The sequence below is a fragment of the Blastococcus atacamensis genome (assembly GCF_002938425.1).
Classification (GTDB): Bacteria; Actinomycetota; Actinomycetes; order Mycobacteriales; family Geodermatophilaceae; genus Blastococcus; species Blastococcus atacamensis.
Genome location: NZ_POQU01000093.1, coordinates 1 through 13,710 on the forward strand (window position 1 = coordinate 1; position 13,710 = coordinate 13,710).

Here is a 13,710-nt window from a genome sequence, read left to right on the forward strand (position 1 = left end):
CCCCCGCCGACCCCCCGCCGCGGCGCTCCGAGCGCCGCGGCGGGGGGTCGGCGGGGGTTCCTCACCCGGACGGGCGGGGCGGCTCCCGGGCGCCTCCGGGCCGGCGTGCTCCGGCGTCCCACCCGGAGGGGTGAGGTGCCCTTCCCGGTGCGTTTCGGTGCCGCCGCGGCCGCGCACCCTGGGCTGATGGAACCGAGCCCCTCCGCACCGCTGCCGGGCAGCATGACGGTCTCCCCGCTGTTCCAGTGGGAGACCGTCGGCCTGGTCGTGGCCGTGGCGGTCGTCGTCGCCCTCGTCGCGGCCGTCCTGCTCGTCGCCGGCCTGGGGCGCGACCGGCGTGCCGAGTGGGAGGAGTGGCTGGCGTCCCGCTCGGGCGCGCGCGAGGACGCTGCCGACCGGCCCTGAGCCCCGCTTGCGGCGCCGGGGCCGGGCCTGGTTGCGTGGGGCATGGCCAGCGCGGGAACGGACGGTGCCCCGGTCGATGCGCTGCGGGCGGCCCTGCCCCCGGGCGCGGTCCTCACCGATCCGGCGTCGACGGAGGCGTACCGGCACGACTGGACCCGGCTGCCCGACGCCGGGTTCCCGCTCGCCGTGGTGCGGGCCGGATCGGCCGAGGACGTCCGGGCCGCGGTCGCCTGGGCCGCCGAGCACCGCGTGCCGGTGGTCCCGCGCGGCGCCGGAACGAGCCTCGCGGGGGGCGCCACGGCGGTCGACGGCTGCCTGGTGCTCAGCACCGAGCGCATGACGGGGGTCGAGATCGACCCGGCGACCCGCACCGCCGTCGTGGAGCCCGGAGCCCTCAACGCGGCCGTCAAGGACGCCGCCGCCGCGCACGGGCTCTGGTACCCCCCGGACCCCGGCTCGTTCCGCATCTCCACGATCGGCGGGAACGTCGCCACCGACGCCGGCGGGATCTGCTGCGTGAAGTACGGGGTGACGCGGGACTACGTGCTGGGCCTCGACGTGGTCCTCGCCGACGGGCGGCTGGTGAGCCTCGGCGGGCGCACCGTCAAGGACGTCGCCGGGTTGCCGCTGCTGGAGCTCTTCGTCGGCAACGAGGGCACGCTGGGGGTGATCACGCGCGTGGTGCTCCGGCTGATCCCGCTGCCGAGCCCGGCGGCGACGCTGGTCGCCTACTTCGACGGCCCCCGCGACGCCGCCCGCGCCGTGGTGGCCATGGGTGCGCGCGTCCGCCCGTCGATGCTGGAGCTGATGGACTCCGCCGTCATCGACGCCGTGGAGGCCTTCTCGCCGATGGGCCTGGACCGCGACGCCGGCGCGCTGCTGATCGGGCAGTCCGACGCGCCGGGGGCGGCGCGGTCGGTGGAGGTCGCGGGAATGGCCGAGTGCTGCGAGCAGGCCGGTGCCCGGAGCGTCTTCGCGACCGACGACCCCGCGGAGGGGGACCTGTTCCTGGAGGCGCGGCGCGCGGCCGGCCCGGCGATCAGCGCTCGTGGCTCGGTCCTGGCGGAGGACATCTGCGTGCCGGTGGACCAGCTGCCCACCGCGATGGAGCGGATCGAGGCCGTCGCGCGGGAGCACCGGACGGAGATCCCGGTCGTGGCGCACGCCGGTGACGGGAACCTGCACCCGGCGCTGGTCTTCCCGCCGGGGGACGCCGACGCCCGCCGCCGGGCGGAGGAGGCGTTCGCCGCGATCCTGCGGGTGGCGCTGGAGTGCGGCGGGACCATCACCGGGGAGCACGGGGTCGGGCGGACCAAGCGGGCCGCGCTCCCGGCGCAGCTGGGGGAGGACGTGATGGAACTCGGTCAGCGGGTGCGCGGCGCGCTGGACCCGCTCGGGATCCTCAACCCCGGCGTCCTCTGGTAGCGGTCACCCCGCGACGGCCTGCTCCGCGGCCTGCGGCGAGGGCTGCGCGCGCCCCCGGTCACGGGGCATGAGCAGCGTCGCGGCGAGCATGGCGACCGACAGCACCGCCGTGGCGAGGAACACCGAGTGCACCGCGGAGGTCAGCGTCGAGGGGTCGACGGTGTCCGCCTCCCCGCCGGCGCCGATCCGGGCGTTGACCAGCGCACCGAAGACCGCGACACCGACGGCGCTCCCGGCGGAGCGGAAGAACATGTTCGCGCCGGTGACCACGCCCCGTTCCTGCCACTGCGCGGCGGTCTGGGCGGCGATGAGCGTCGGCGCGGCGGTGAAGCCCATCCCCAGGCCGATGAGGAAGACCGTCGCCGCCACCTCCAGCACGCCGGAGGACTCGCCGAGCAGGAGCAGCAGGGCCGCGCCCACGACGGTGACGGCGCCACCGATGAGCGCCGTCGACCGGATCCCGATGCGCAGGTAGACCCGGCCGGCCTGCGACGCCGACAGCGGCCACCCCATGGTGAGGGCGGCCAGCGCGAACCCGGCCACCAGCGGTCCGGTGCCCAGGACGTCCTGCACGAACGTCGGGACGTAGGAGGTCAGGCCCAGCAGGACGGCGCCGACGCAGGCGGACACCAGGTTGGTGGCGACCAGCAGCCGGCGGCGCAGCAGGTGCAGCGGCACGACCGGGTCCGCCGCCCGGCGCTCGACGAGCACGAAGAAGCCGAGCAGGACGACGCCGCCGGCGAGGACGGCGACGCTGGGCGCCGAGCTCCAGGCCCACGCCTGGCCGCCCTCCAGCAGGCCGAGGATCAGCAGGGTGAGCGCGAGGGTCAGCACGGTCGCCCCGGCGTAGTCGATCCGCGGCCGGCGCCGCTGGACCTGCTCGGAGAACCGGAGACCGATCATGGCCGCGGCGACCAGGCAGAGCGGGATGTTGACGAAGAAGATCCACCGCCAGCTCACGTACTCGGCGAAGATCCCGCCGAGCGTGGGGCCGACGACCGACGAGATGGCCCACACGCCGGCGATGTAGCCCTGGACCTTCGCCCGCTCCTCCAGCGAGTAGAGGTCGCCGACGATCGTCATGGACATCGGCTGGACCGCGCCGGCGCCCAGGCCCTGCACCGCACGGAAGGCGATCAGCGCGGTCATGTTCCAGGCCAGGCCGCAGAGCACGGAGCCGAGCAGGAACAGGCCGATGCCGAAGAGCATCACCGGCTTGCGGCCGAAGACGTCGGCCAGCTTGCCGTAGACCGGGACGGTCACCGCCTGGGCCAGCAGGTAGACCGAGAACAGCCACGGGAACTCCGCGAAACCGCCGAGGTTGTCGACGATCGACGGGACGGCGGTGGCGATGATCGTCGCGTCGATGGCGACGAGGCCCGTGGAGAGCATCAGCCCGATGAGCACCGGGCCGCGTTCCGACCGGAATCCGACACCCGACGTCGCTGTGCCCCGCTGTCCGCTCACCGGTCGAGGTTAGAACGGCTAACGACATGCGCCATGTGAGATCGCCGACCGGCGGCACGTCGGTCCGGCTCAGCCTGCGGCCGGCACTCCCCGGGCCGGCCGGGGCAGTGACAAGGCCGCGAGGAGACCGGCTCCGAGGACGACAGCGGTCACCCCGAACGCCCACTGGAACGACGCGACGTCGGCGAGCCACCCGGCGACCAGCGGACCGGCGACGGCCCCAAGGTCCGCCGACATCTGGAACACCGCCACCAGGCGGCCGCCGCGGGCCGGGCTGATGTCGGCGACGAGGGCGGCGGGAGCGCTGGAGAGCAGCGACGCGGCGAGCCCGAACAGGGCCATCGAGACGAGGAAGACGACCAGCTGCGGGGGGAACACCAGCGCGACCACCGAGGCGGTGGCCAGCGCCGCGCCGAGGACCAGCGAGGGTCGCCGTCCCCACTGGTCGACCAGCCGGCCCGAGCGCAGCAGACCCAGCGCCTGCGCCAGCGATCCGGCCAGCAGCCCGGCGCCGGCCCAGGCGACCGTGCGCCCGAGCTCCTCGGTGACGTAGAGCGGGACCATCGAGTTCCGGACGCCGAAGAGGAACCAGCCGGTGCCGAGGTTGGCGATCAGGGCGGCGACGTAGGCCCGGTTGCGCAGCGCGGCGGCCAGGCGCACCGGCCCGGTGCCCAGGTCGGGCCCCGGGACCGGCTGCCCGTCGGCCGCGGCGGGGGCGGCCCGCAGCAACACCAGGGCGACGGCGCCGGCGACGAGCAGGAACCCGGCGTAGAGGAAGAAGGGCAGCCGCGGCGAGAGCTCGGCCAGCAGACCGCCCGCCGCCGGCCCGGCGATGCCGCCCAGGATGAAGCCGCCCTGCCACGTCGCGGCGGCCCGCCCCCGGTGCGTCGGTGGGGCCACCCGGAACAGCAGGGAGAGCGCGGCGACGGTGAACATCGCGCTGCCCACACCGCCGGCTCCGCGCAGTGCGAGGAAGACCGGGAAGGAGCCCGCGAGCCCGGCCAGGCCGGTGGTGACCGCCACCATCGCCAGCCCGGCGGCCAGCACGACCCGCTCGCCCAAGCGCTCCACCAGCGTGCCGCCGCCGAACGCCGAGACGAACCGGAAGAAGGCGAAGGCGCTGACGGCCAGCCCCACCGCCGTCCGGCCCACACCGAAATCGCGGGCGAACAGCGGGATCGCCGGGGCCACGATGCCGAACCCGAGGGCGACGACGAACGCGATGACGGCGAGGACGCGTACTTCCCGGGGGAGGCCGTCGGGCCGTACTGAACGCACGACGACCGATGGTGCACGCCCTCCTCGGCGACGTCGTCGGCGGGTTCCGCCGCGGCCCGCACCGCTCGCCGGGCTGCTGCCGGTCCGCCGTGGATGACACGATGCGGCCATGTCCTCGCCACGGGTGCCGGCCGAGCCGGGCGGCACGGCGTTCGTGCTGGGCGGCGGGGGAGTGCTCGGTGCGGCCGAGGTCGGCATGCTGCAGGCACTGATCGAGCGCGGCATCAGGCCCGACGTGGTGGTCGGCACGTCGGTGGGCGCGATCAACGGCGCGCTGGTGGCCGCCGACCCCACGCCGGCCGCGGTGGACCGGCTGCGCACGGTGTGGCAGGAGCTGGGATCCCGCGGGGTCTTCGCCGGCTCCCTCTGGGCCCGGGCGAGCACGCTGGTGCGGACCCGCACGCACCTCCATCCCCGCGAGCCGCTGCGCGACCTGCTCGTCGAGCACCTGCCCGCCCGGACCTTCGCCGAGCTCCGGGTCCCGTTCCACTGCGTCGCCGCCAGCATCGAGCGCGCCGCCGAGCACTGGTTCACCGACGGCCCCCTGGTCGATGCGGTCCTGGCCTCGTCCGCCGTGCCCGGCCTGCTGCCACCGGTGGAGATCGACGGCGAGCACTACCTCGACGGCGGGCTGGTGCACAGCATCCCGGTCGGGCGGGCCGTCTCCCTCGGGGCCACGACGATCTACGTGCTGCACGTCGGCCGGATCGACCGCCCGCTGCGCCCGCCGGCGCGGCCGTGGGACGTGGGGCTGGTGGCCTTCGAGATCGCGCGGAGGCACCGGTTCGCCGCGGACCTGGCGGCCCTGCCGCCGGGGGTCACCGTGCACGTGCTGCCGGCGGGGGATCCAGCGCCGTCCAGGGCGGGGAACCTCCGCTACCGCGACTTCTCCGGCGTGGGCGACCGGATCGACCGCGCACACGCGGCAGCCGGCATCCACCTGGACGGGAGGAGCTGATCGTGCTGCCGCCCCGTCCGGTCCGCCGGGTCACCGGTCCGCTGCTGGTCGCCGCCCTGGCCGTCGGGCTGCTGCTGTCGCCCGCGCTCGTCGCGGCGGGAGCGGTGCTCTCGGTGGTCCTGCCCGGTCGCTGGCGTGCCCTGCGGCTGCTCGCCTTCGCGTTCGTGTACTCGGCGCTCGAGGTGGCCGGGCTCGCGACCGCCGCGGTCCTGTGGCTGCGCGCGGGCTGCGGTCGCCGGCTGCAAGCCCCGGCCTCGCAGCGGGCCCACCACGCAGCCCTGCGCCGCCTGCTCGACGTCGCCATGCGGGCGGCCCAGCGGCTGTTCGCGCTGCGCGTGGTCACCGACGGCGCGTCCTGGTCACCGCTGGACGACGGGGTGCCCGGATCCACCAACGCCATGGTCGTGCTCTCCCGGCATGCCGGGCCGGGCGACTCGTTCCTGCTCGTGCACACGCTGATGAACCGCGACCACCTGCGCCGGCCGCGGATCGTGCTCAAGGACGTGCTGCAGCTGGACCCGTTGCTCGACGTCTACCTCAACCGCCTGCCGAACCACTTCGTCCCGTCCGACCGGACCGACGGCTACCGCTCCGAGGACGCGATCGCCGACCTGGCCCGCGGGCTCGGGGAGGAGGACGCGCTGCTCATCTTCCCGGAGGGCGCCAACTTCACCCCGAAGCGGAAGATGAGGGCGATCGAGCGGCTGCGCAGCCGGGGGCTGGTCTCCGCGGTACGGCGGGCCGAGGCGATGCGGCACGTGCTGCCTCCCCGGCCGGCGGGGGTCTCCGCGGCGCTGCGCGCCGCACCCCACGCGGACGTCGTCTTCGTCGCGCACACCGGGCTGGAGCACCTGAGCACGGTTCGGGACCTGTGGCGCGGCCTGCCGATGGACAAGACTCTGCACCTGCGGTGGTGGTTCGTCCCGGCCGACGAGGTGCCGCAGGAGCCGGAGGAGCAGACCGAGTGGCTCTACCGGTGGTGGGAGACGATCGACGCCTGGATCACCACGACCGCCGCGGCGGAGCAGGCGCCCGGGACGCGGTGACCGGGAGCGGCGCCCGCTCATTGGCTGACCGGTCCGGCGCCGCGGCGATCGCCGGCCTGGTACGGCCGGAGCGGGAGGGCCAGGATCGGTGCGAGGCGCCGCTGCGCCTGCCGCCCGATCGGAGGAGCACCCGTGATCGACGACGTCATCGCCCGCTGGCACCGGTTCATGGCCGGGGATCTGCCCGGCGGCCTGGAGGCCCTGCTCGCCGACGACGTGGTCTTCTACTCACCGGTGGTCTACACCCCGCAGCGCGGCAAGGAGATCACGACGCGGTACCTGGAGGCGGCCGCGCAGAGCCTGGCCGGGGACGCGGCCACGGGGACCTTCCGCTACACGAAGGAGGTCCTGACCGGGGACACCGCGGTCCTGGAGTTCGAGACGAGCGTGCAGGGCACGTACGTCAACGGGGTCGACATCATCCGCTGCGACGACGCGGGCGCGATCGTCGAGTTCCGGGTCATGATGCGCCCGCTGCAGGCGATCCAGGTCGTGCACGAGGAGATGGGCCGGCGACTGTCGACCGGTGACCGGAGGGTCAGCCGCTCGTCGTCCGAATGAGCTGCTCGACGTGCGCCAGCGCCGTCGCCGGCTCACCGAAACTCGTCCTCAGCGGTGGGAGCCCGAGCCGCAGGCCGCGGGAACGCCATCCCCGCCCGGTGCGCGACCCGCCGGTCGAGTAGGACTGGGGCATGGATCCCCGCCGATCGAGTGACAGCTGATGGCTCCCGAGGACCGGTCGGTGGTGACCCGCCCCTCGTCCCGGCCCGATGCCGTCCTCCGCTACGGCCCGGACGACGACCAGGTGGCCGACGTCCGCGTCGCCGCCGGCGCGGCCGTCCGACCGGTGCTCGTGCTGCTGCACGGCGGCTTCTGGCGCCCGCAGTTCGACCGGATGCACGTCCGGCCGATGACCGAGGCGCTCGCCGCGGCGGGCTGGTCGAGCGTGGCGCCGGAGTACCGGCGCGTGCCGGGCAGCCCCGACCTCACGGTGGCCGACGTGCACGCGGCGGTCCGCGCGGTCGCCCAGCACCCGGCGTTCACCGGCCGGCCGGTGGTGCTCGCCGGTCACTCCGCCGGAGGGCACCTGGCCCTGCTGGCCGCGGCCACCCTCGACCCGCCGCACGCGCCCGCGGGTGTGCTGGCCCTGGCACCGGCCGCCGACCTGCGGGTGGCGGAGGCGCTGGGCCTGGGCGGGGGAGCGGTGCGGGCCTTCCTGGGGCAGAGCGCCGACGCCCGCCGCGACCTCGATCCGGCGCGGCTGCCGGGGCCCGGAGGAGCGGTCCGCATCGTGCACGGCACCGGCGACGAGATCGTGCCGGTCGCGGTGAGCGAGTCCTACCTGCGGGCGCACCCCGACGCCGTGCTCCGCCGGGTCGACGGCGGTCACTTCCCGCTCATCGACCCGGCGAGCGCGGCGTGGTCCGCGGTGCTCGGTGCGCTCGCCGATCTCGCCGATCTCGCCGGCTGAGCCCACGCCGCACCCCACCCGGGCCGGCGCCGGCCCTCAGCCGAGTGCGGCGATGAGCTCGCGGCAGGCCTGCTCGCACCGCCGGCAGCTCTCCGCGCAGATGCGGCAGTGCTCGTGCATCTCCGCGTGCCGGCCGCACTCGTCGCCGCACGCCTTGCAGGCGGCGGCGCAGGCCTCCAGCACGGCGCGGGTGAGGTTCGCGTCGTAGCCGGTGTGCCGGGAGAGCACGCGGACCGTGGCCTCGCAGACATCGGCGCAGTCCAGGTTGGTGCGGATGCACGTCCGGAGCTCGGCGACCATTTCCTCGCTCAGGCAGGCGTCGGCGCACGCCGTGCAGGCCTGGGCGCACTCGATGCACGCCTCGATGCATGCCCGGAGCCGGTCGCGGTCGATGCCTCCGAGGTCTGCGGGGTAGGTGTCCAGCATCGGTCCGGCAACGCTCACGGTTCCTCCTCGTGTCGGTGGTCGGCGGGTCGGCTGCGGCCGCCTCCGCCGCCCTACCCGACCTCCGGGCCGCTCAGCACGGTGTCATCTTTTTGTCATGTGGTCCGGCGGTTGGGGATGCGAGCGCGGGTAAGGGCCGGGTCGGCCCGCGACACCGCGCGCCGACCCGAGGAGGAGGACCGATGCCACGGATCGATCGCATCGCCGAACCATGGGGTTCGCGCACGCCGTACGGACCGGGTGACACCTGGCCGGTACGCGTGGACAGCCACCTCGCCGACGGGCTCACCGAGGAGGACGTGGACCGCTGGGTGCAGTCGGCGACGATCCTGCACAGCAACGGCGACGGGCTGGACATCGCCGTCAAGGACGACCGCATCGTGGGCGTCCGTGGACGGGCGGTGGACCGGGTCAACCACGGCCGCCTCGGCCCCAAGGACCTGTTCGGCTGGCAGGCCAACAACTCGCCGGACCGGCTGACGAAGCCGTTGATCCGGCGGAACGGGGAACTGGTCGAGTGCGACTGGGACACCGCGATGGACGCCGTCGTGGGCCGGACCCGGGAGCTGCTGGACGAGCAGGGCCCGAGCGCGATCGGCTTCTACACGACCGGCCAGCTCTTCCTGGAGGAGTACTACACGCTCGGGCTGATCGCCCACGGTGGCATCGGGACCAACCACGTCGACGGCAACACCCGGCTGTGCACCGCGACAGCGGCCGCGGCGCTCAAGGAGTCCTTCGCCAGCGACGGGCAGCCCGGTTCCTACACCGACATCGACCACGCCGACGTCATCGCCCTCTACGGGCACAACATGGCCGAGACCCAGACCGTGCTGTGGAGCCGGGTCCTCGACCGGTTGGCGGGCCCGAACCCACCGCAGGTCATCTGCGTCGACCCCCGGGAGACGCCGGTCGCTCGCGCGGCGACGGTGCACCTGGCGCCGCGCCCGGGCACCAACGTGATGCTGATGAACGCGCTGCTGTACGAGATCGTGGCCAACGGGTGGATCGACCGCGCCTACGTCGACGCGCACGCGGTGGGGTTCGCCGAGCTCGAGAAGCGGGTCCGCGACTACCCGCCCGAGCTGGCCGCGCAGGTGTGCGACGTGCCGGTGGAGCAGATCCGCGAAGCGGCCCGCATCCTCGGTACCGCCGAACGGCTGCTCTCCTCGGTGCTGCAGGGCTTCTACCAGTCCCACCAGGCCACGGCCGCCGCCGTCCAGGTCAACAACGTGCACATCCTGCGGGGCATGCTCGGCAAGCCCGGCTGCGGCGTCCTGCAGATGAACGGCCAGCCCACGGCGCAGAACACCCGCGAGGCCGGCGCCGACGGCGACCTTCCGGGTTTTCGGAACTGGACCAACAAGGACCACATCGCCGACCTGGCGCGCATCTGGAACGTCGAGCCGATGGACATCCCGCACTACTCGCCCCCGACGCACGCGATGCAGATCTTCCGGTACGCGGAGGAGGGCTCGATCCGCCTCCTGTGGGTGCAGGCGACCAACCCGGCGGTGTCCTTGCCGGAGCTGGCGCGGATCCGCTCGATCCTCGCCCAGGACCGGCTGTTCCTCGTCGTCCAGGACATCTTCCTGTCCGAGACCGCCCAGCTCGCCGACGTCGTCCTGCCCGCGGCCACCTGGGGGGAGAAGACCGGCACGTTCACCAACGTCGACCGCACCGTGCACCTGTCGGAGAAGGCGGTCGAGCCGCCGGGGGAGGCCCGGCCGGACTTCGACATCTTCGTGGACTACGCGCACCGGCTCGGGTTGAAGGACAAGGACGGCGCCCCGCTGGTCAAGTGGTCCGACCCCGAGGCCGCCTTCGAGGGCTGGAAGGAGTGCAGCCGCGGGCGCCCCTGCGACTACACCGGCCTGAGCTACGACAAGCTCCGAGGTGGCAGCGGCATCCAGTGGCCGTGCAACGACGAGCACCCCGATGGCAGCGAGCGGATCTACGAGGACGGGAAGTTCTGGTCGGAGCCCTCCTACTGCGAGAGCTACGGGCGCGACCTGGTGACCGGCGCACCGGTCTCCGAGACCGAGTACAAGGCGCTGAACCCGACCGGCAAGGCGGTCCTCAAGGCCGCGGAGTACCTGCCGCCGCACGAGCTGCCCAGTGAGGACTTCCCGTTCCAGCTCATCACCGGCCGCACGCTCTACCACTTCCACACCCGGACCAAGACCGCCCGCGCACCGCAGCTGCAGGCCGCCGCGCCGGAGGTCTGGGTGGAGATGTCGGCGAGCGACGCCACCGACCGCGCCTTCGCCGAGGGCGACCTGCTGGAGGTGAGCACGCCGCGTGGCCGGGTGCAGGCCCGGTTGCGGATCAGCGGGATCCGGCCCGGCGTGCTCTTCCTGCCCTTCCACTACGGCTACTGGGACTCCCCGGGGGGGCACGAGCCGGCGCGGGAGGAGGGCCGGGCGGCCAACGAGCTGACCATCACCGAGTGGGACCCGGCGTCCAAGCAGCCGATCTTCAAGACCGCCGCCGCTGCCGTCACCCGGCTGTCGGAGGGCACCGGGCCCTCGTCGGCACCGACGACCACCGCATCGCGACCGGTGGCCGCCGGCGTCCCGCCCACCCGCGGCGGCGACGCCGCCCTGGTCACGGAGGAGGCGGGGGCACGATGAAGCTGGGTCTCGCCATCGAGGAGCTGCACCGGTCGGAGAACCACCTGGCGCGCGTCCTGCTCGCCGTCGCCGACCGGCACAAGGCCGACCACGAGGTCTTCCACGTCGCCAGTGACCTGGCGCGCTGGTCCCAGCGGCACGTCACCGAGCTCGCCCGCGTGGGCACCGACTTCGGCGTCGACCTCGACCCCCGACCCGAGGGGGAGCCCAAGATCCTGGAGCGGATCCAGCAGGCCACCTCGGACCTCCTGGGCCGCCGTCCCGAGCCGGGACTGCTCCTGCTCGCCGACCTCCGCCACGTGCACCGCGAGGCCGCCGGCGTCTCGCTGGACTGGGAGCTGCTCGCCCAGGCCGCCCAGGGTGCGCGCAAGCCGGAGCTCCTGGAGCTCGCGGAGCGCTGCCACCCCGACACCCTTCGCCAACTGCGCTGGGCCAACGCGAAGCTCAAGGAGTCCGCGACCCAGGCGCTGGTGAGCTGATGTCGGGACCCCACGTGCCCGAGTCCGTCGCCAGCCGCGTCGTCCTCCAGCCGCTGGCCACGCCGTTGCCCCTCGGTTTCCTGGCCCTGTCGGTCGCCACCGTGGTGTTCTCCGCCGTCCAGCTGGAGTGGGTCCCGCCCGCGGAGGGCCGGGTGGCGGCCCTCACCGCCCTCGGCGCGACGGTTCCCCTGCAGCTGCTCGCCTCGGTCATGGGTTTCCGGGCGCGCGACCCGGTCGCGGCGACAGGGATGGGACTGCTGTCGGGCACGTGGGCGGTGGTCGGCCTGACCACGCTGACGGCGGCGCCCGGAACCACCAGCCGCGGGCTGGCGGTGCTCCTGTTCGTCGCCGCCATCGGGATGCTCGTCCCGGCGGTCTCCGCCGGGGCCAAGCTCGTCCCCGCCCTCGTGATGGCGGTGGCCGGCACACGCTTCGCCGTGACCGGCGGCTACGAGTGGACCGCGTCGGCCGGGTGGAAGGCCACGGCCGGCTGGGTGGGCATCGCGCTGGCCGTGATCGCCCTCTACGCGGCCCTGGCCCTCGAGCTGGAGGGCAGCCACGGCCGCACCGTGCTGCCGCTGGGCCGACGCGGTCCGGGCCGGGCCGCGGTGCAGGGCGAGGGCTCGCTGTCCCCGGGCGACCTGGCCGCCGAGCCCGGCGTCCGCCCGCAGCTGTGACGGCGCGGACGGGAGGCGCTGCGTGCTGATCGACGTGGTCCTGCGGGCCGCCGGGGCACGCCGGCTCGTGACGACCACCCGCGCGGGAGGGTCGTGACGATGTGGTTCGACTCCTGGTCCGACCTGGGGCGGATCCTGGCGGTGGGGGTGAGCGCCTATGCCTGCCTGGTTCTCGTCCTGCGCCTCTCGGGGAAGCGGACCCTGGCCAAGCTGAACGCCTTCGACCTTGTGGTCACCGTCGCCCTCGGCTCCACCCTGGCCACGATCCTGCTCAGCAGCGACGTGTCGCTGGCCGAGGGAATCGTCGCGCTTGCGCTGCTCGCGACCGCGCAGTTCGTCGTCGCCTGGACCACCGTTCGACGCCCCGGCTTGCGATCGGTGGTCACCGCCCGCCCGACGCTGGTCCTCCGGGACGGCGAGCCAGTGGCCGCGGCGCTGAGGGACCAGCGGGTGTCGGTGGACGAGATCCGCCAGGCCGTGCGGGCCACCGGGTGCGGGGACCTCTCGCGCGTGGCGGCCGTCGTGCTGGAGAGCGACGGGTCGCTGAGCGTCGTCCCGGCCGACCGGCTCGGGGACGGGACCGCGCTCGAGGGAGTCCAGCACGTCGGGCCGCCGCTGCGCCGCCAGCCGGGTCCTCCTCCCGGAACGTCACAGGACCGGCCCGGCACGAGCTGATCCGTGTCAGTTCCGTGACGGAGGTCCGGGAGGTCGTTTTCCGGCAGTGGGCGCGGGCAGCCGGGAGGAGCGAGCAGACGGCCGACCGGGACCTGCGGGTCGGTGCGCTCGCGACCACCGATCGGAGGAGGAGAGCGATGTCGACCGGAAGTGCACGGCTGTGGGCGGTCGCCGGGGCGGTGACCCTCGTCCTGGCCGGCTGCGGGGAGGAGACCCCCGACGTCGACGACAGCGGCGCGGTGGGGCCGGACGAGCCCGTCAGCGAGGCGGTGAAGGTGCTGCAGGTCCAGCTGGCCTACCCACCCGACGGCGTCTACGACGTCGGGGAGGACGCGGAGCTCTACCTCGGGATCGCCAACACGGGGCAGACCGAGGACGGCCTCCTCGACGTCCGCGGTCCGGACTTCGCCGATGCGGCGATCACGGTCGACGGCTCGGCAGGAGTGATCAGCGTGCCGGCCGGCGACAACGTGTACGTCGGCGCCGAGGGTGCACCGTCGATCGTCCTCCAGGACCTGCGGACGTCGTTGCGCTCGTCGGAGTCCATCCCGGTCACCTTCTCCTTCGAGGAGTCCGGCGAGGTGACCGTCGACGCCATGGTGGCCGCCGAAGGTCAGGAGCCCGACGAGCCCTTCGATCTCTGTCTATTATACACATCACCGAGCCGACGAGACCGTACTAGAGCTCGTGTGCCGTCTACTGCTCGACAAAAAAACAAGAAAAAACGAAAAATAGTCAGTCGATCACTACTT

14 protein-coding genes are annotated in these 13,710 nt (G+C 74.0%); 11 read left to right on the forward strand and 3 right to left on the reverse strand.

All coding sequences use genetic code 11. The features are described 5' to 3' along the window. Positions 1-186: 186 nt before the first annotated feature. Entirely contained in the window at positions 187-405 is a 219-nt protein-coding gene (locus C5508_RS16815; RefSeq protein WP_157944130.1) for a hypothetical protein, read from the forward strand. A 42-nt stretch (positions 406-447) separates the two neighbouring features. Further along, positions 448-1,830: an FAD-binding oxidoreductase gene (locus tag C5508_RS16820; protein WP_104526089.1), complete on the forward strand. Its 1,383-nt coding sequence runs from the start codon at positions 448-450 to the stop codon at positions 1,828-1,830. A 3-nt stretch (positions 1,831-1,833) separates the two neighbouring features. Here C5508_RS16820 and C5508_RS16825 read toward each other — a convergent pair whose 3' ends face one another. Beyond that, a complete protein-coding gene (locus C5508_RS16825; protein ID WP_232797230.1) occupies positions 1,834-3,297 on the reverse strand; it encodes an MDR family MFS transporter in 1,464 nt (487 codons plus the stop codon). Between the two features lie 69 nt (positions 3,298-3,366). Then, the gene (locus tag C5508_RS16830; protein ID WP_232797231.1) at positions 3,367-4,575 is read right to left on the reverse strand and encodes an MFS transporter; all 1,209 of its coding nucleotides are present in this window, start codon (positions 4,573-4,575) and stop codon (positions 3,367-3,369) included. Positions 4,576-4,684: 109 nt separating this feature from the next. On the opposite strand from C5508_RS16830, the gene C5508_RS16835 reads away from it, so the two are divergent. The 4 genes from C5508_RS16835 (at position 4,685) to C5508_RS16850 (ending at position 8,050) form a co-directional block, all read left to right on the forward strand. Then, positions 4,685-5,533 carry a patatin-like phospholipase family protein gene (locus C5508_RS16835; RefSeq protein ID WP_104526091.1) on the forward strand — a complete coding sequence of 283 codons (849 nt, stop codon included), beginning with the start codon at positions 4,685-4,687 and terminating at the stop codon, positions 5,531-5,533. Positions 5,534-5,535: 2 nt separating this feature from the next. Next, complete coding sequence (locus tag C5508_RS16840; protein WP_104526092.1) at positions 5,536-6,579, forward strand: lysophospholipid acyltransferase family protein; 1,044 nt, start codon at positions 5,536-5,538, stop codon at positions 6,577-6,579. A gap of 132 nt (positions 6,580-6,711) precedes the next feature. Further along, a complete protein-coding gene (locus tag C5508_RS16845; protein ID WP_232797232.1) occupies positions 6,712-7,140 on the forward strand; it encodes a nuclear transport factor 2 family protein in 429 nt (142 codons plus the stop codon). A 160-nt stretch (positions 7,141-7,300) separates the two neighbouring features. Further along, on the forward strand, positions 7,301-8,050 hold the full coding sequence (locus C5508_RS16850) for an alpha/beta hydrolase family protein (RefSeq protein WP_104526093.1): 750 nt from the start codon (positions 7,301-7,303) through the stop codon (positions 8,048-8,050). A 36-nt stretch (positions 8,051-8,086) separates the two neighbouring features. Here C5508_RS16850 and C5508_RS16855 read toward each other — a convergent pair whose 3' ends face one another. After that, the gene (locus C5508_RS16855; protein WP_104526094.1) at positions 8,087-8,494 is read right to left on the reverse strand and encodes a four-helix bundle copper-binding protein; all 408 of its coding nucleotides are present in this window, start codon (positions 8,492-8,494) and stop codon (positions 8,087-8,089) included. A 182-nt stretch (positions 8,495-8,676) separates the two neighbouring features. Here C5508_RS16855 and C5508_RS20400 point away from each other — a divergent pair, with 182 nt between their 5' ends. From C5508_RS20400 to C5508_RS16880, 5 genes are all read left to right on the forward strand, one after another. Then, positions 8,677-11,127 carry a molybdopterin oxidoreductase family protein gene (locus tag C5508_RS20400; protein ID WP_104526095.1) on the forward strand — a complete coding sequence of 817 codons (2,451 nt, stop codon included), beginning with the start codon at positions 8,677-8,679 and terminating at the stop codon, positions 11,125-11,127. Continuing rightward, entirely contained in the window at positions 11,124-11,606 is a 483-nt protein-coding gene (locus tag C5508_RS16865) for a hypothetical protein (RefSeq protein ID WP_104526096.1), read from the forward strand. The genes C5508_RS20400 and C5508_RS16865 overlap by 4 nt, the downstream gene beginning before the upstream one ends. Positions 11,607-11,620: 14 nt before the next feature. Further along, positions 11,621-12,283 (forward strand): acetate uptake transporter family protein, encoded by a 663-nt coding sequence (locus C5508_RS16870; protein WP_157944131.1) that lies wholly within the window; start codon positions 11,621-11,623, stop codon positions 12,281-12,283. Between the two features lie 99 nt (positions 12,284-12,382). Further along, positions 12,383-12,958 (forward strand): DUF421 domain-containing protein, encoded by a 576-nt coding sequence (locus tag C5508_RS16875; protein WP_104526101.1) that lies wholly within the window; start codon positions 12,383-12,385, stop codon positions 12,956-12,958. A 137-nt stretch (positions 12,959-13,095) separates the two neighbouring features. Then, a partial coding sequence (locus tag C5508_RS16880) for a copper chaperone PCu(A)C (RefSeq protein ID WP_157944132.1) occupies positions 13,096-13,710 on the forward strand: 615 nt, incomplete at its 3' end.

Excerpts from the sequence above, each read along its gene's own strand:
- C5508_RS16865 (WP_104526096.1), top strand. The coding sequence starts at position 11,124 with ATGAAGCTGGGTCTCGCCATCGAGGAGCTGCACCGGTCGGAGAACCAC.
- C5508_RS16835 (WP_104526091.1), top strand. The coding sequence starts at position 4,685 with ATGTCCTCGCCACGGGTGCCGGCCGAGCCGGGCGGCACGGCGTTCGTG.
- C5508_RS16850 (WP_104526093.1), top strand. The coding sequence starts at position 7,301 with ATGGCTCCCGAGGACCGGTCGGTGGTGACCCGCCCCTCGTCCCGGCCC.
- C5508_RS16820 (WP_104526089.1), top strand. The coding sequence starts at position 448 with ATGGCCAGCGCGGGAACGGACGGTGCCCCGGTCGATGCGCTGCGGGCG.
- C5508_RS20400 (WP_104526095.1), top strand. The coding sequence starts at position 8,677 with ATGCCACGGATCGATCGCATCGCCGAACCATGGGGTTCGCGCACGCCG.
- C5508_RS16875 (WP_104526101.1), top strand. The coding sequence starts at position 12,383 with ATGTGGTTCGACTCCTGGTCCGACCTGGGGCGGATCCTGGCGGTGGGG.
- C5508_RS16815 (WP_157944130.1), top strand. The coding sequence starts at position 187 with ATGGAACCGAGCCCCTCCGCACCGCTGCCGGGCAGCATGACGGTCTCC.